The organism is Paucisalibacillus globulus DSM 18846 (genome assembly GCF_000482485.1).
In the GTDB taxonomy this organism is placed as follows: domain Bacteria; phylum Bacillota; class Bacilli; order Bacillales; family Amphibacillaceae; genus Ornithinibacillus; species Ornithinibacillus globulus.
The window spans coordinates 1-16,248 of sequence record NZ_AXVK01000030.1 but is presented as its reverse complement, the minus strand read 5'-3'; the positions used below and the strand labels follow the sequence as shown (position 1 = coordinate 16,248).

Here is a 16,248-nt window from a genome sequence, read left to right as displayed (position 1 = left end):
TTACTTTCCGAGTAACAGCTAAACGTGAATGAAATTTAGGAGAGAATTACCAATGAAACTAGTAAACTTCAGAACCTCGGGTGCTTATGTATTATATCAAGGTCGATTTGTGTTTCAGGTTGGTCCGAACAAAGCCGGTAACGTACTGGGAATAGTGAGACTAGGTGGACATAGAGAAAAAAGTGAAACAGCTATAGAAACAGCTAAGCGGGAGGTATTAGAGGAAGCAGGAGTACACATTAATATATTGGACGCATTAAAAACGTACCACATTCTTGAATGGGACGATGAGCCAATTGACGTATTAATGAAAGATCCAATTAGGCCTATTCTAATAAAAGGAAGAGAAGGTACTGCGGAAACAGTTATGTACCTTTCCTATACAGATACAGCTCCTAGACCGGCTGCAGAAACAAAAGGGCTTCTATTACTTTCACCCCAAGATATTCATAAACTATGCTGCAACAAACTTACTCTGAATGATTTTGAAAGAAATAATGGATTATCGATTATTAAGTCTGAAATGAATAAGAATTTAGTGTTGCAGCCATTCCCACAATTACTATTTTTATCGAGATTGCTAAGAGAGGATATATTTCGCCATAATGTGAAAGAATTTTTACCGTTATGAAGAAGGAGAAAGCGTAATGATTAGAAAAGCTGTAGGAGCAATCGTTTATCAAGGAGATAAATTATTAATTGTACATAAAACCAATATCAATACGGGAAAAGGAAAACAAACCATTGAAGGGGAATGGGATTTTGTAAAAGGCGGAGTAGAGGAAGAAGATCAAGATTTGCAGCATTCTATATTACGAGAATTGCAGGAAGAAACGGGTTCAATTGAATTTAAGATTATTAAAGTATTAAAGGAAAAAATATGCTTTGATTTTCCGGATAAAATTAGTAATCAGATTGGCTTTAAGAGCCAGGAAACAACCATGTTTCTTGTGAAGTTTTTTGGAGATATAAATTCGCTTCGGTCAATTGATAGTGAAATCAGTCAGATTATCTTCTTAGATATGGATGAAGCAGCAGAAATACTAACCCATCGGGATACGGTAAATTACTTTATTAAAAATTATAAAGAAATAGCCAATGTAAAAAAAGATAGGACGTAAGAAATCCTACCTGTTTCCATTGGAGACATACCATTACTTTTCGTTTGTTTCTTTTATTTCCTTTAATTCTTTTTCAATACGGTCTAGACGTTCAACGATAGGTTGTAATGCTTTTTCCAGCATTACTTTCAATCGGTCTGCTTTTTCATTTTCCATTTTGAAATCCCTCCATGTATAAGGTGGTTTGAATGTATTGTATCCACTATGTCTTCATGATACCAGAAAAAGTCTAGAAATTAGGTGATTGTAGTCTTGAAGGATCACTTTTTAGTAAGTGAAACCTAAAAAACATAATCAACGTAAAATATAAAGAGAGGAGAAATAGATTGAGCTATCACATTAGACCTGTCAGATTAAATTGGTTCATAACTTTCTTTTAAGTTATCTTTTGGATTGTATTAGCTGAACAATTTGGACCATCAATCCCAGCATTTTTAGTAGTATTGATATTGGCAATCGGACTTGTTACTATTCGTTTTAGAATTAAAATACAGGATGATTATCTTACTCATCAAGTTTCATTTCTGAATCTATCCCTCATTAATAGAAACGTTTATCCTAAAGAAATTAGTGAGATTAAATTCTTCCGGATTGGTTGGGCTAAGAAAGCGGCGAAAATAGGATTAAACAATGGAGTAAGTATTCGATTAGCTGTCATCGACAATTCAGAGGCATATGGGCATCTATTGGATTTTGCTGAAAAAAATAATATTTCTATCAGAAAGACAAAGGATTATTTAATTTTGGAGAGAATGTAGTTGATTAATAGTTAGAAAACGTGAATAGAGATGGTGATTAATATTGCAATGGAGTAAGACAAAAACAACACTAGAAGGTTTTCTATGTGACAAGTTAAAAGGAAGGATACAAATTCATGCTACAGTATACCGTAAATTTCATGATAGTCCAGGTAGAGTGTGGATTATTTTTGACAAAAAGGAAATCATTACTGCCTCCGATGTGACTTATACTACTCAATATGAAAAGTTATATAAGCAAACGAAAGAGAATAAAAAGTTAACATCCATACCCTATGACGAAAACTGGGAAAACATGTTTAACTCAGTGGAAAGGGAAGAGTTAATAAAAGCTTCTGATGAAGTGGAAACAACGTTGGTTAACCAAAATATTTTTGAAAGCTTTCATTTCTATGAATCGTTCATGAAATATGCCACTTTATCCATTGAAGAGGCAATGACATCTGAAAATGTCATTATCAAGGCCTATTCCATGTTTGATAGAAGATTAGGAAAGAGAAGAATAGAAAAATTAGCTGTTAATCAGGAAGTTCATTCGTTAATACGAAAGTTTTACCAAATTAGATGTGAGGTGGAAGGAATACATGAGTACGAGACGGTTTCGGATGGAACTTAAGTATTTTCTTATGCGGCTTTTAAATGCGCTAGTAATTTCGATTGGTCTTATATTAAATTTTAATGAACATTACTTTTTTGGATATGTATTGTTAGCTTTAGGGCTAGTTCTTCTCTTTGTTTTCACTCACTTTGAAGTTAAGGCAAGAAAGGAATTTAAGAAGTTGATTGGAAAAGCATAGTTTTCTAATTAGAACTCGGATAGGTAAGAAAATTATATGAAAATCGGACTTTCTTTGTATTATGAGGGGGATGAATATGCAACTGGAATTTAAAAAGATTGATAAAAATAACTATGAAGCGTGTGTAGAATTGACTGTTCATAAAGAACAGGAAGATTTTGTCGCACCAAACTGGTGGTCATTGCTTGAGGATAAATACGAAGAGGGGGAAAGATATCCTTTGGGAATTTATGATGGTGAAACAATAATCGGTTTCCTTATGTACACCTTCTATCCCGCTGATGCGGATTATCCCTTAGATTCATGGTGGTTAGAGAGATTTATGATAGATAAGGCGTATCAGAATAAAGGTTACGGAAAGGCTGCGCTGAAAAAGTTCCTCGATTACTTTCAAACTAGCTATGGAAATATCGATTTACGACTAGCAACAGAACCTGAAAATGACGTTGCAATAAAATTATATGAGAATGTTGGTTTTGCTAAAACAGGCGAAGTAGCGGCAGATGAAATTGTGTTTCATATAAAGCTGTAAGTAAGGGAGATAAGCGTATGCTGGGATATTATAGTAATCTTTCATCGGAAGTATATGACTTAGATAAATATGTGGGTCTATCCTTTGGAGATGTTGAATTCTATCAATCTAGATTAGCGGATTGTCAGGGGCGTATTTTAGAGCCAGCAGTTGGAACAGGGCGTATTCTAATTCCACTTTTGGAGAAAGGTTTGAAGGTTGATGGCTTTGATGTATCAGAAGAAATGTTGTCGATATGCCGTCAAAATTGTGAAAATAGAGGATTAAATCCTAAACTATTTATAGGTGAAATGGAGTCCGTTTCTTTAGAAGATAAATATGATGCTATTATTATACCAACTGGATCATTCTTACTCCTATATAGAAGAGCAGATTCTATTAAAGCATTAAAGAATTTCTTTAACCAACTGACTAATGGGGGAAGATTGATTGTAGATATATTTTTACAAACTGATTATTCGACGGAAAAAGTTTCAACAAGAACTTGGGAAACTGAAAATGGCAACATTCTTACACTAGAAAGCAAGGTGGTTGAGGTTGACCATATTAACCAACACACCGTCTCGCATCATCGATATGAGAAATGGCGTAATGGGGAATTAATCCAAACGGAATTAGAACGCTTTCCACTTCGTTGGTATGGTGTTGAAGAGTTTAAACTGATTTTGGAACAAGTCGGATTTGTGGATATAACGATATCAGCAGATTATCAATACGGAGAATATCCGACAAAGACAAATGAAATCATTACCTTTGAAGCTGTTGCTGATAAGAATTGATGTTTGATATCGGGGGATGATTATGAAGAAAATAATGATATTCTCACTTATTTTATTTCTTTCCATCTGTCTTTCTGCATGTTCTGAGCAAGCATCTGAAAAGTTGACCAGAGTAGATGTCCAAGTGGCTGATGATCAAGAGATATACGTGGAGGAAAAAATCATTCAAGATGAAGAAACACTGAACACAATAAAAAACGTTTTTCAAAAGATAAAATGGGAACCTAATACTATAGCAGATATGGCTAGAAAAGAGGATGTTTTTGTTACATTATTTTATTTTATAGAAGAAAATATGCCGGAAAGACTATATGAATATAGAATTTGGTTTAATGGGGATGGGACTGCCACGATCATTAGTAACAATGAAAATGAAGGATATGGGTTTTTAGATGAGGCTAAAGCGTTGGAGAAAATCTTGATTAACAAAAATAAATAAAAAGGATTGAAATATTTACATGGATCACAACTTACATACAATTCATTTCGAATACAAGTTTACTAGTGATAAAGCAATTTTCTCAAATAAGAAAAGTAGAGATGTACCAGCCATATTAGCTGTAGATGCCTTATTTTCTATTTATATTAATGAAAAGATATATTTTCAGGCAGAACTTCCTATCTTAGAGTTTTATAAATCACTTTTTAGGTGGAAGGAAAAGTTTACAGAGAATAATGTACCGCAATTCCGCTATTATACGATTGAATATGATGAGTACGATGATGGGGCTATTCTTTCATTAGTACCATTCTCTAATAAGGCGAGGCTTAAATCAATCTGGGCAGAAGTGGATAATGATTATGTCTTTGATTTGGATTATATTATAACTGAATTTATTAATTTGGAACAAAAGCTAATGGATGATATTGAAGCGTTCTATGATATAAAATTAAATGAATTTATAACTCACATTCCGTATCAGTCGAGGCCTTAAAAGGGAAAACCGAGCTAAGTAGAACGGGTAGAAATCACTTATATAGATTTTTCTTTCCTAATTGTATAAAAGTACACATACATATATTTAGTGAGAACGTTATTAAATGGAGGAAGCAATAATGGAATGGGTTTTCTTTTATATTTCGCCAATCATTGCAATTATCTTCTTCATCAATTGTGTTTCTATTGGCAAGAAAATTGTTAAAGGCCAGGATGTGCATAATCAAACGTTCTTCACTGCGATTATGTTTGGATTTATTGTGCTTTCGATTATTTGGTCTGTTTTTCTAGCTCTTTAACATTAATTGGAGGGGATCTAGATTAGAAAATTTCTCTATTATTTGTTTTGGACAATTGGCATCGGGTTGGTTTTGTATTTTGGAATGAAATATCGTTTACATTTAGCAGAAGTAAGTAACATGGAATTTAATATTGTTCCAATTACTATCTTTGTTGCGGTATTCCCTGTAGTGATCGGACTGTTACTAAGATTACCTTTGTTCATTATGGAAATAAAAGAAAGAAAGCAATGGACATTCGATTGGATAAAGTTTGTTGTAGTTGGATTACCATCCTTATACATTGTAGTGATGTCCATTATTCCATACACAATGGGTGAAGGAAAGATTCGAATACCAGAAATAATTTTAATTGGTGGTCCGACAATGACGACAATTGCTGGGATTATTTTTGGTTATGTATTGTTGGATAGTTTAAAGAAATAGAAGAGAAATTCAAGGAGATACACGGAGTGAAACAAGCATTAGATTTTTTAAATTCAAATGAGTATGATCAGGCTTTACAACGAATGGAAGACTTAGTGAAACAGAATCGTTCGATTGAAAATCTCCATAATTTAGCATGGATGTTTGTAAACGAAGAAGAGGATTTGGATGCGGGTCTTACGTTAGCAGAAGAATCTGTAAAACTAGTACCAGAGCATCCTTTTCCGTATGCTCTATTAGCGGAAGTCTATATGAGGAAGAATGATTTAGATAAAGCAGAACCACTTCTATACAGTGTTTTAGAAATGGACCGCATTCCTAATGTCCTACATAATCTAGGAGTTCTTCATGTGAGGAAAAAAGAGTGGAAAAAGGCTGCACAATGTTTTCATGAAATTGCTAGACCATCTAGCTATGTGCAAATGCTTGAAGTCTATTGTCTGATTCAAGCTGGGGATGCTATGGCCAAGGAATTATTACTTCAATGGGATGAAAAACAAGATGATTTTGTTGGTTGGATGGAAGCGGCTGATTTATGGATTGAAATGGGGGAATTCATAAAGGCTAAGGAGTGCTATGAAAAGGAATGGGATACGACGATATCCTCTCCTTATCCAGTAGAACGTTTTGGCTATGTCCTATATCAATTAGGATTTGAAGAGCAACTAATAGGAATTCAGGAGCAAACTTTACGGCAAATAGAAGAAGAGTTGGAAGAAGTACAAAGTGAAGAGGATTGGACGGAAGAAGAACGTACGGAACTGATTCAGGATTTAGAAGAACAGCTACAACAAGTAAGGGGCCTTCCTGAAAAATTAAAATCAGGCTTTGTACCACTGATTGAAATTGATTTTTACATTGAAGGAGGCTGCTACTTGTTTGGTTGCAAGCAGCATAACCATCCTTTTTACTAACATAGTGGCTAAAGGGTGCCTAAAGTGTCGTAGTTCTCCAATGATGAGTATAAAAAATCTCCAACAGGAGGGTATTATGGTGCTGAAAATTCTACGGATTGTATTTTCTATTGTAACGATGGGATTAGCTGTTTATGGATTAACTACTCAAAACTTTGAGTATGGGCATGTTATGATTCTATTCTTGGGGTTAATGATGCTAGTTTTAGGGATAGAAGAATTTCAAAAAGGGAAGAAAAGATCTGGTTGGTTAAGTATAATTGTGTCCTTATTTGCGATAATTGTATCTATCCAAGGGTTTTTTATGGCATAAAATTAAACCTCATTTAGTTATATTCATGAACCAGAGATAAGCGATAAAAATAACGTAGAATTTTTAATGTTGGAGGATTAATAGTGAAGGTGAGTATCAAAAGGGGTCTAATCAGTGTTGTTGCCATTATTTCTATATTTATTTTAATTATGACTTGGTGTTATCCGTATTCGAACTTTAGTATTTATAAAAGTTATGCTTATACACCAGACCCTATGATGGTTGACGGATACATAAAGGATTTAGATGAATTTAAAGCTTTGTTTGAAGAAGAGTTAGAGCAGAATTATTCGAAAGATGGAATAATGGATTATACAATTGACCGCACACAATATGTACTACCATTGTTTGAGCAAGATTGGATAGTTAGCAAGGATACCGTTAAGTTTGATATGGATGATTTGGATATCATATTATTTGAGACTAGGAATGTTAGACAGACGTTGCTTGATCTTATTGTTCGAGAGGATTATACAAGTGAGCAAAGACAGTATTTAGTAGATAGTATCGGGAGTTTACTTATTTTAGAAGAATCTATCATTGAGATACAAACTGGTAAAGCGAAGTCAAGATCGACTTTAAATAGGCAACTTCATAATCTTCATGGGGACTTCATGACTAATTTCATACTGTATGAGATTTTTTATGATCTGGCAAGAAATAATAGTTAGACTTTGGAGCAGCAAATAAAAGATACAAGGAGAATACAATGCCTATTATCATCCATAAGCAATTAATCAATGCACCGATAAGGATATGCTTTGACCTTGCAAGAAATGTTGAAGTACATACAAAAACGACAACCGATACGAAGGAAAAAGCAGTGGCAGGGATTACGCAAGGATTATTAGAAGAAGGCGATATCGTTACGTGGCAAGCTACTCATTTTGGGATTAAACAAAAGCTAACCGCTAAGGTCATTTTCATGGACGAGCCTATAATGTTCATCGATGTCATGGTGACTGGAGTCTTTCATTCATTTACCCATACGCATGAGTTTTTAGAAGAAAATGACGGGACTTTCATGGTTGATACATTTGAGTACAAGTCACCCCTGGGGCCACTAGGAAAAATTGCTGATAAGTTATTTTTAGAGAAATATATGACTAGATTTCTAGCTAACAGAGCTAATGAATTAAAGAAGATTGCTGAAAAAGAGTTTGAACCTAACTTGGAGGGATAATGATGGAATATAAAAAGGTGAAACAAGCTTTTAAAGTAGTAGTTATGAAAGGTAGAGGAGCGTTTAAAAACTTTGATAAAGAGGTTCCTGCACTTGCCCAGCAAGTATTACTTCGAGCTAATGAAATCCCAAGCAGGACGGAAATAGAAATAGCTTTTTATGAACCGAAAAAAGATGAAAATCATCTGGAAGGTCACTACTATGTAGGATTAATCGTTAACAACTTTATTAATGAAGTACCAGCTGGAATGGATTATATGGATACGGAACAAGACTATGTAACCACAAGAGGGAGCATTACTAGGATTGGGGAGCTTCATTCAAGTTTAGTAGAATGGGCAAATGAACAGGGTTACAATAGAAATCTTGAAGCTTATATCATTGAAACCTATCATCCAATGGAGAATGGCGAAGAAGAGGTAGAGATTTACTTGCCAATTTATTCATAGGGAAGAATAGTATTGGAGGATAGTAGATGGAACATTCCTGGGAGTAGTTATTACACACTGGTTAAATCATTAATCTAGTAAAGAGAAAAAATATACATCAAAAATATAGTCAGTTGAAATCGTAATTATAATAATGAAATAAGAAAGGAGCTACCTAATGGAATTCAATTTGGGCATTGGCACACTTGTCCTACCACCATTACATATATCGGTTATCATACTTATTATAATCTTCCTATTGGTAAGGTGGAGCAAACAGTTAGAAACTCGACGTTTTACAGTTTTCTTTTACTTCATAATTAGCATGTACATAACGCCTATATATTCTCATAGTACACGAGAAGGGGTCTTTCAGCTTTGGATTCCATTGGGTTTTATTTTTGTCTGCTTTTATGCGCTTGGAAATAAAAGAAATCATCCTTCTAAAATGAAGGCGAGTATATTAGGTTTTAGCATAGCAATATATTTGATAATCCTTCAATATGTCTAATAACTATTGGTATTTTAATGCCGGGGACATCCTTCCTGAGAATATTTCTCAGGAGGGATGTCTTTTTCTATTGAGGAAAAAACAATAAGGAAATAATATAAAACAATAATCTTTTATTGTAAAACGATAAAAAATATTTTATAATCAATATGAGAATGCTATTAAACTATCAATATCGAAGCAAAAAAGACCAAGTGTAAAAAAGTATAGTTAAAACTTGAAATTAATTAAAGGAGCGTTACTAATGAATGTCTACATCCAAAATGATTCCCAGACTGGGAAGAAGATATTTCCGGGAACACTTAAACAACTCATTCATTTTGGATGGGAACAAGCACTTTCATGTGTATTTCCAGTCGTAATTTTTATTTCTTTAGCAGTTACGCAAATCCTACCACTTCCATTACTTCCAAGGTATGATTGGTTGTTAATTATTTTCCTTCTCATGCAGTGGTGGATGGTTCGTTCTGGTCTGGAGACGAAGGATGAACTAAAGGTCATTACTTTGTTTCACTTGATTGGGCTAGCTCTAGAAATCTTTAAGGTGCACATGGGATCCTGGTCTTATCCAGAGGAAGGGTTTTTTAAAGTTTTTGGAGTGCCATTATACAGTGGCTTCATGTATGCCAGTGTAGCTAGTTTTCTATGCCAAGCCTGGAGAAGACTAAAAGTCGAACTAATTAAATGGCCACCATTTTGGTTAGTTGTTCCTCTTGCAGTTTCCATCTATTTGAATTTTTTCACGCACCATTATTGGATAGACGTTCGTTATTGGTTAGCTGGACTTGTCATAATAGTCTTCTGGAAATCATGGGTTACATATGATGTTAATGGAACACGTTACCGAATGCCACTTGCACTTTCTTTTGTACTCATCGGATTTTTTATTTGGATTGCTGAAAACATCGCAACATTTTTTGGTGCTTGGAAATATCCAAACCAAACTGAAGCATGGAGCTTGGTTCATCTTGGTAAGGTCAGTTCGTGGGTCTTATTAGTAATTGTTAGTTTCCTAATCGTAGCGACATTAAAGAGGGTTAAGGGAGGTTATTCTAGTAAGAGGGAAGTCAATTCTTAACGTTAACTATAATCATTGAGAAAGGAGCATGAAGTAATACCAATTTTCATGCTCCTTATCTCATGGAGTGGTTTCTTTCAGGATCTTCTTATAAAAAATTAGGGTCGCATGGTCATTTAATTTCTTGCTAACTCCTGTTTTGTTGTAGCCCATTTTTTCATATAAATAGCAATTGCCTTTTTCCTCCAAGATGGTGGCTAATTCCCATGTAACAGCTTGTGGGAACATTTTTTCTATTTCTGTTATCGCCTTTTGTGCTATTCCTTTTCCTTGATAGGAAGGAAGAATGAACATCGGGCTTATCCAAAACTGTACGCCTTCTTTCCAAAAGACACAGATTGCACCAACTAAGATATTGTCCGCTATTATTTTATAAAAACCTCCATGAGGATTATTTATTCTAATTAAAACTCTATCAATCGTTTCATTTGCTGGGTTAGAATCGTCGTCTTTATATTTATCCAACAGTGGTTGAAACGCCTTAACTTGAATATCAAAAATAGATTGTGCGTCCTTTTCTGTTGCTCTTTCTAATCGAAGTTCCATTGCTACACCTCTTCATAATTTCTTTGTGAAACGGATATACTTTTTCTAGGTATTCCTTAGTGTACGTTTCCTATGGAAGCTTGGCTTCAATTCCGCAATGAAAATAGCCATCAGAATTAATATAGCTCCTGTTATCATTCGTCCAGTTAAGATTTCATGTAAGAATAAAACGGATAAAACCATTCCAAAAAAGGATTCCAAGGAAAGGATAATTGCCCCTTTTGTTGCTGTCGTATACCGGAAAGCTACATTCTGGCAAACATATGCAATCGTTGTAGAAAACACTGCTAAATAGACAATGGAATAAACCGCTTCTTTCTCAAATGTTGTTGGGATATCACCTTGAATCAATACAGCAATAATTCCAATGGACGATGCAGTAATAAATTGCATGATGGTAAGAGAAATTGCATCTTCTTTTTTGACAAAATGATTGGTGTAAAAGATATCGAATGCGAAGGCTACCGCACAGGCTAAAGACAGTGCATCACCTATATTGATGGTTAGAGAACCTTGTAAGGACAAAAAGCCAATTCCAACAATGGCTATGACGGATCCGAATATTTCATATCGATCTATTTTTCTTTTATAAATAAGGTAGGCAATAATCGGTACAATGACAACATTTACCGCTGTTAAGAAGGCATTTTTAGATGGTGTTGTGTATTCTAAACCAACCGTTTGTAAGGCAAAACCAATATAAAGAATGGTTCCTAGAATGGCACCTTTCCAAATGATGGATTTCGAGAACGTTTTAAACCTTTTTCTAAATAGTAATATAAGAATAATAGTAGCTAAAACAAATCTCCCAGCCATCACTTGATATGCTGATAAATATTCTAATGCAATGGCAGTGACGACAAATCCACTACCCCAGACAATAGCAGTAATAAGTAGCATCCCGTCCCCAATGTATTGTTTCATTTCTTTTCTCCTACTCTAAATATAATCTCTGCTTTTATAAAATTAGTTAATATGATTATAAGATATAATTGTAAGTTTTAGGTATTTTTTATTAAATTTTGCATTTGATTGCCAGAATGAAATAAAGAGCTGCAATGCAGTTCTTTATAACAAGTAAAATAATTATTTTGTAGAAAGACTAAATCAGTGGGGTGCTGTTCCTCAAAAATCAGGATTGTTATAAGTAACGTAGGTCCCTGCTATAAAATCATGGATCGAACGTTTATCTTCCCGAAGACCGACCATAAACGCACGAACAATGATTCCTATACCTAATGTTAGTGTATATACTAGCCCAGCGACTAGATCCCGGAGAAGCATAGTACCAAGGCCCACTTTTTCACCATCAATCCGAGCGATGCGAATACCTAATAATCTTTTCCCGACAGTGTAGCCATACCAAAAAACAGGTAGCAACAAATAATACAACATGTCCATAATATCTATGAAAGAAAAGCCATCAATTAAAAATTGATTATACAACATTAGACCTACAATTCCGGACACTATCATTAGCAGTATTCCATCTAGAATAGATGCTCCAAACCTTACCTAAAATCCTGCTGGGTTATCATTCATTTAAACCACTCCTTATATTTTTCATAACTTCTGCTAGTTTATGAAATTGTAAGTCTTCTTTATACAGCTTTTCAATGATGTTATGATAATCCTCGTCATTTCGATTTTGACTTAATTTATATGTGGCTTGGAATTCTTGTATTTTAATTTTAAATCCAACAATACCTTTGATTTGTTTTTTTGTTTGTGAGGAAAGGTTTTCCCATAAAGCTGCATTTTTACGATTCCTCTCATATTTTTGTAACAACAGAATAAGGTCTACCTCTAGTTCTTGCTCACTCATAATACTGGCTGTTCCATATATGTGAACGGATTGATAGTTCCAAGTAGGTACATTTTCATGGTTATACCAAGATGATGAAATATAAGCATGTGGACCTTGATACATAACAAGGACATTGTCTTGATTTTCCTTGAGAATCTTCCACTGAGGATTTGCATATGCCATATGTCCAGTGATGTAGTAATCATTTCCAACTTTGTGTAATTCTAATGGTAAATGAGTAGCAATCGGTTTTCCTTCTTTTGCAGTTACAATTGTTCCAAAGGAATTCTTCTGGATAAAATCAGTGATTTCTTCAAAGTCCTCTACTTTAAAATGTCTCGGTATATACATGATAATCCACCTTTCATTAGAAACTAAAACTTATATAACAAAGAGCAACGTAGATAATCTTCGTTGCTCTTTTAAGAGTGTCATTGTTAGTGAAAGAATATTTATTTTTGGTTCGAAGATAAGTAAGTATGAAAACCTTCCGCTGACATAAGAAAAACTAACACATTCGCTAAATGACGAACGAATTTTAGTTTTTCTAATCTTCTATTTTATTATAAACTGATAAAGTATTTTTCACCAAGTATTTCTTTTTCTTTGTATGTTCCACCAGCTAAGTTTTCTTTTATAAAATTAGCTAGATTGGCTGGCTCAATATCGTACATGACTTCCAACTCTTTAGCAAATAGAAGTTTTTCATCTTTAAGCAATTTAGGAAGGGGTGGCTGCTTTTTTGGATCAGGAGTTTCTTCTAAGACTTGAGCTAATCCTGAAACATAATATTCAAATGGTCGCCCACCAACTATTTTTACCCCTTTATTTTCTTCGTTAACGATGATGATGGTTGGGAATCCTCTAGCACCAAGGTTTTTTGTAAGTGTAAAATCTTCTAGTAGTAAATCTTGTCCGGATTGTTCATTTGCTTCGTTAACAATTACTTCTCCGTTTAAGCCCATCTGATTAACGATTTCAATTAGTTCTGCATTCTCACCAATATTTTCATTAAAAGCAAAAAGTGATTCTCTCGCACGACGTAAGTATTCAAATGCTTTATCATCACCATGGTGTTTTTGAATAATTTTAAATACACGTGATGGTGGGAATGATGACTGAACCGGATTGTCAATCATTAGTGAGCCATCAATAGGCATTCGTGTGTGTTCGCCTACTTCACGCCAGTGTCCAGCAACATCTGCTGGTTTATAAATACCATTTGCAGGGTCGATTGGCCCATCATGCCATTTTTCCAATAATCCGCCCATGACAGTATGGAAGTTGAAGTAATGCCCATATTGTTCTTTAAAACGACGAAGTGTTGGTTCAATAGCCCAACAATGGGAACAGATTGGGTCGGTAACATAGTATAAGTCTATTTTTTTTGTTGGTTTGTTAAAGTCAATAAACTCCATTTCTTCATCACCAGATTCACCACAAATTCCAGTTTCTAAATCACAAATCATATTTTTGTTGCTCATACGGAAACTTCCTCCTTAACCCGAATCGTTTATAATGCAGTAGCCCAAGCAATAACTTCATCTAGTAATGTATTCACTGTATCTTGATGGAACGATACTGGCTTAAAATTTGCTCTTATTCTCAAAGTCTGTGAATAGGCTCATTCCTACATGTGTTCCGACAGTGGCTACCTTTGAAATTCCTCCAATAGATGTTTAAAATTAATCCTTCTATTTGATTCCTAAGTCTAGTCTATAAGATAATAACAATAAGGAACACCAATAGTTAAGCGAAAATGTTGGATATCCAACACATCAAGGAAAGTGTCGGAAAAGTAGGGGGATTAAAGTGTCTGAGGCAAAAACAGATCCGCGAATTCTTCGCACTAGAAAATTAATCATGGACTCTTTCATTAATCTGTCTAGTAAAAAGGAATTTAAGGATATTACAGTTAAAGATATCACAACAGAAGCGATGATTAATCGGGCAACATTTTATTATCATTTTAAGGGTATTTATGACTTATTAGATAAAGCCTTAACAGAGGTTTTATTTGTGAATTTGAATTGTAGAGACTATGAGAACAGTGATCTTACCAAAGAAAATCTGGTTAGCTTATTCATTGCCATTACAGATTTTCAAGTTTCATTATCCAATCGTTGTCATCGTGGTTATGAAGAAACGATTGCACGGATTATTCGTGATCAACTAGAGGTTATTTTATTCAGAATGCTAGTACGTCAGCATCCAGATGAAGTAGAAGAAGGATTAAAACTTAATGCAACCATGTTAAGTTGGGGACTTTATGGGGCTTCCATGGAATGGAGAAGAAATAGAAGTTCTGTTTCTCCTGAGAAATTTATAAAAACAGCGATTCCTTATATTCAGAATGGGATAGGAAACTAAGCTATCTAATAATTCATGAAGAATTTATCCCCCGAGATAGATGGATGCCTTAATCTGATTGGGGGTATTTTCATGTTTAATGATTTGGATGGGTATAAAATCAATAACCGTTTTCGTTTCTTCTAAATATGTAATGTGATACCAACTTCCTACTCTAGCAGTTCCTCTATATAACACTAAATCACCATCCTCAGTTGTAATAAGTGTGATAGGAGATACGGATGATTGCGACGTCCCTTCATATACCCTTGTAACCTGTAAGTCTTTTACAATCCACTCTTTTTTTGAATAAGCTTTAATATCAATAGCTCCCTTGCTTATTTCACTAATGCCAACATCTACAAACCATATGGTGAACAATAAAATAATAATTCCCGCCGTAGCAAATCCCAATACGACTGACTTTTTCTTCTTCTGGGGATTTTTAAAGGTAATAATAGTAATAGGATAAAGGAAAAAAATACACAAAAATAAAAATCCAGTGTATATAAAAATTTGACTAATATAACTATATAAAAAGGATAGGTAATGGTCCCTGATAAAAAATTCATAGTATGAAAATAACGCGACACCAATTATAATATTGAAAACAGCAATCGCTAATAGAATCATGAGGATTCGAAATCTTTTTTTGTTTTGATGATCATCTTTCGTTATTTGTTTCTTCTTCAATTTTTCACCTGCTATTCTCTAATCTGTTAAAACGGATTACTAACTTCTTCATCCTAGTTATATCTTATCTGTTATACGATGTTACAATAAAAAAGTTTCCCTATGATAATGAAAATGAAGCAGATTGCCCGAAAAGCGTTGTTATAGTTCGATTTTATTTATCGCAGGTTAACTGGCTGTAAGACCCTAAACGAGAGGAATTCGAGTGAAATTCAAGAATATAAGTGGGGGATCAACAGCCAGTCAAAAGCTAAGGTTCGTTCAACTAACAATCAGTGGGGGAAGTACAAAAACCCCCACTGATTGAAGTTTCACTTTATAAATAAAGGTTCTAAGTCAAATGTTGGGGTGGTGATTTTATTTCGCCACCCTAACCTATTTGTAACCCAATTCCTTTATACTGACGATTCAATAAGATTTTTGCTCTGAATCGCCTAAAGTTCCTAAACCCGTAAGCATTTCTTTTTAGAACTTTAGTGGTATTATTTATACCTTCTAAAAAGCCATTGGAATAATTATAAGTGAAGCTGTTCAGCACTTCTATTTGCCAGTTTATAAACGTTTTAATCGCTTCTTTCATTTCGGGAATACCAGCGTCTTCCACCATTTCATAAAACGAGAATAACCCTTCCTTAACCTCCATAATATTATCCTCGCCAATACTTTTAGCGTTTTCAAACCATTCCTTATAGGCTTCTTTTAGGTGATATGCCTTACAGAGTTCCTCCGACATATCCAAATATCTATCTAAATACCACCTTTGTTCATCCGTTAGTT

At 34.3% G+C, this 16,248-nt stretch carries 25 protein-coding genes and 1 pseudogene; 18 read left to right on the top strand and 8 right to left on the bottom strand.

What is annotated here, in order from left to right; genetic code table 11:
• Nucleotides 1-52: 52 nt before the first annotated feature.
• Entirely contained in the window at nt 53-631 is a 579-nt protein-coding gene (locus tag K332_RS0109635) for an NUDIX hydrolase (RefSeq protein ID WP_026907271.1), read from the top strand.
• Nucleotides 632-647: 16 nt separating this feature from the next.
• Entirely contained in the window at nt 648-1,121 is a 474-nt protein-coding gene (locus tag K332_RS0109630; protein WP_026907270.1) for an NUDIX hydrolase, read from the top strand.
• 33 nt (nt 1,122-1,154) lie between these two features.
• On the opposite strand, the gene K332_RS24690 is transcribed toward K332_RS0109630, so the two are convergent.
• A complete protein-coding gene (locus K332_RS24690) occupies nt 1,155-1,277 on the bottom strand; it encodes a hypothetical protein (RefSeq protein WP_281170913.1) in 123 nt (40 codons plus the stop codon).
• A gap of 293 nt (nt 1,278-1,570) precedes the next feature.
• On the opposite strand from K332_RS24690, the gene K332_RS0109620 reads away from it, so the two are divergent.
• The 15 genes from K332_RS0109620 to K332_RS0109545 all read left to right on the top strand — a co-directional run bounded on the left by K332_RS0109620 (nt 1,571) and on the right by K332_RS0109545 (nt 10,076).
• Complete coding sequence (locus K332_RS0109620) at nt 1,571-1,879, top strand: hypothetical protein (protein WP_026907269.1); 309 nt, start codon at nt 1,571-1,573, stop codon at nt 1,877-1,879.
• Nucleotides 1,880-1,922: 43 nt separating this feature from the next.
• Entirely contained in the window at nt 1,923-2,495 is a 573-nt protein-coding gene (locus K332_RS0109615) for an SF0329 family protein (RefSeq protein WP_026907268.1), read from the top strand.
• Nucleotides 2,464-2,676 (top strand): hypothetical protein, encoded by a 213-nt coding sequence (locus tag K332_RS0109610; RefSeq protein ID WP_156914177.1) that lies wholly within the window; start codon nt 2,464-2,466, stop codon nt 2,674-2,676. The genes K332_RS0109615 and K332_RS0109610 overlap by 32 nt, the downstream gene beginning before the upstream one ends.
• 76 nt (nt 2,677-2,752) lie before the next feature.
• Nucleotides 2,753-3,208 (top strand): GNAT family N-acetyltransferase, encoded by a 456-nt coding sequence (locus K332_RS0109605; protein ID WP_026907266.1) that lies wholly within the window; start codon nt 2,753-2,755, stop codon nt 3,206-3,208.
• A gap of 17 nt (nt 3,209-3,225) precedes the next feature.
• Nucleotides 3,226-3,987 carry a class I SAM-dependent methyltransferase gene (locus K332_RS0109600; protein WP_026907265.1) on the top strand — a complete coding sequence of 254 codons (762 nt, stop codon included), beginning with the start codon at nt 3,226-3,228 and terminating at the stop codon, nt 3,985-3,987.
• 22 nt (nt 3,988-4,009) lie between these two features.
• A complete protein-coding gene (locus K332_RS0109595) occupies nt 4,010-4,426 on the top strand; it encodes a hypothetical protein (RefSeq protein WP_051359413.1) in 417 nt (138 codons plus the stop codon).
• Between the two features lie 19 nt (nt 4,427-4,445).
• Nucleotides 4,446-4,922: a DUF7878 domain-containing protein gene (locus K332_RS0109590; RefSeq protein ID WP_026907263.1), complete on the top strand. Its 477-nt coding sequence runs from the start codon at nt 4,446-4,448 to the stop codon at nt 4,920-4,922.
• A gap of 121 nt (nt 4,923-5,043) precedes the next feature.
• Nucleotides 5,044-5,223 (top strand): hypothetical protein, encoded by a 180-nt coding sequence (locus K332_RS0109585; RefSeq protein WP_026907262.1) that lies wholly within the window; start codon nt 5,044-5,046, stop codon nt 5,221-5,223.
• 120 nt (nt 5,224-5,343) lie between these two features.
• A complete protein-coding gene (locus K332_RS0109580; RefSeq protein WP_245604657.1) occupies nt 5,344-5,649 on the top strand; it encodes a hypothetical protein in 306 nt (101 codons plus the stop codon).
• A gap of 26 nt (nt 5,650-5,675) precedes the next feature.
• A complete protein-coding gene (locus K332_RS0109575; protein ID WP_026907260.1) occupies nt 5,676-6,563 on the top strand; it encodes a tetratricopeptide repeat protein in 888 nt (295 codons plus the stop codon).
• 76 nt (nt 6,564-6,639) lie between these two features.
• Nucleotides 6,640-6,876: a YczI family protein gene (locus tag K332_RS0109570; protein ID WP_342665451.1), complete on the top strand. Its 237-nt coding sequence runs from the start codon at nt 6,640-6,642 to the stop codon at nt 6,874-6,876.
• Nucleotides 6,877-6,959: 83 nt separating this feature from the next.
• The gene (locus K332_RS0109565; RefSeq protein WP_026907258.1) at nt 6,960-7,547 is read left to right on the top strand and encodes a hypothetical protein; all 588 of its coding nucleotides are present in this window, start codon (nt 6,960-6,962) and stop codon (nt 7,545-7,547) included.
• A 38-nt stretch (nt 7,548-7,585) separates the two neighbouring features.
• The gene (locus tag K332_RS0109560) at nt 7,586-8,059 is read left to right on the top strand and encodes an SRPBCC family protein (protein WP_026907257.1); all 474 of its coding nucleotides are present in this window, start codon (nt 7,586-7,588) and stop codon (nt 8,057-8,059) included.
• 2 nt (nt 8,060-8,061) lie between these two features.
• Entirely contained in the window at nt 8,062-8,508 is a 447-nt protein-coding gene (locus K332_RS0109555) for a GyrI-like domain-containing protein (protein WP_026907256.1), read from the top strand.
• Between the two features lie 734 nt (nt 8,509-9,242).
• Nucleotides 9,243-10,076 carry a DUF817 domain-containing protein gene (locus tag K332_RS0109545; protein WP_051359412.1) on the top strand — a complete coding sequence of 278 codons (834 nt, stop codon included), beginning with the start codon at nt 9,243-9,245 and terminating at the stop codon, nt 10,074-10,076.
• A 60-nt stretch (nt 10,077-10,136) separates the two neighbouring features.
• On the opposite strand, the gene K332_RS0109540 is transcribed toward K332_RS0109545, so the two are convergent.
• The 5 genes and pseudogenes from K332_RS0109540 to K332_RS0109520 form a co-directional block, all read right to left on the bottom strand.
• Nucleotides 10,137-10,622 (bottom strand): GNAT family N-acetyltransferase, encoded by a 486-nt coding sequence (locus K332_RS0109540; RefSeq protein WP_026907253.1) that lies wholly within the window; start codon nt 10,620-10,622, stop codon nt 10,137-10,139.
• Nucleotides 10,623-10,667: 45 nt separating this feature from the next.
• Entirely contained in the window at nt 10,668-11,546 is an 879-nt protein-coding gene (locus tag K332_RS0109535) for a DMT family transporter (protein WP_026907252.1), read from the bottom strand.
• A 201-nt stretch (nt 11,547-11,747) separates the two neighbouring features.
• Nucleotides 11,748-12,134 (bottom strand): annotated as a pseudogene (locus tag K332_RS22280) (RDD family protein); the annotation flags it as partial.
• 22 nt (nt 12,135-12,156) lie between these two features.
• Nucleotides 12,157-12,780, bottom strand: coding sequence for an FMN-binding negative transcriptional regulator (locus K332_RS0109525; protein ID WP_026907251.1), 624 nt, complete (start codon nt 12,778-12,780; stop codon nt 12,157-12,159).
• A gap of 212 nt (nt 12,781-12,992) precedes the next feature.
• Entirely contained in the window at nt 12,993-13,913 is a 921-nt protein-coding gene (locus tag K332_RS0109520) for a DsbA family protein (protein ID WP_026907250.1), read from the bottom strand.
• Nucleotides 13,914-14,241: 328 nt separating this feature from the next.
• Between K332_RS0109520 and K332_RS0109515 the strand changes: the two genes are divergently transcribed.
• Nucleotides 14,242-14,799, top strand: coding sequence for a TetR/AcrR family transcriptional regulator (locus K332_RS0109515; protein WP_026907249.1), 558 nt, complete (start codon nt 14,242-14,244; stop codon nt 14,797-14,799).
• Nucleotides 14,800-14,823: 24 nt separating this feature from the next.
• Here K332_RS0109515 and K332_RS0109510 read toward each other — a convergent pair whose 3' ends face one another.
• On the bottom strand, nt 14,824-15,471 hold the full coding sequence (locus K332_RS0109510) for a hypothetical protein (protein WP_026907248.1): 648 nt from the start codon (nt 15,469-15,471) through the stop codon (nt 14,824-14,826).
• Nucleotides 15,472-15,841: 370 nt separating this feature from the next.
• A partial coding sequence (locus K332_RS0109505; protein ID WP_026907247.1) for an ISL3 family transposase occupies nt 15,842-16,248 on the bottom strand: 407 nt, incomplete at its 5' end.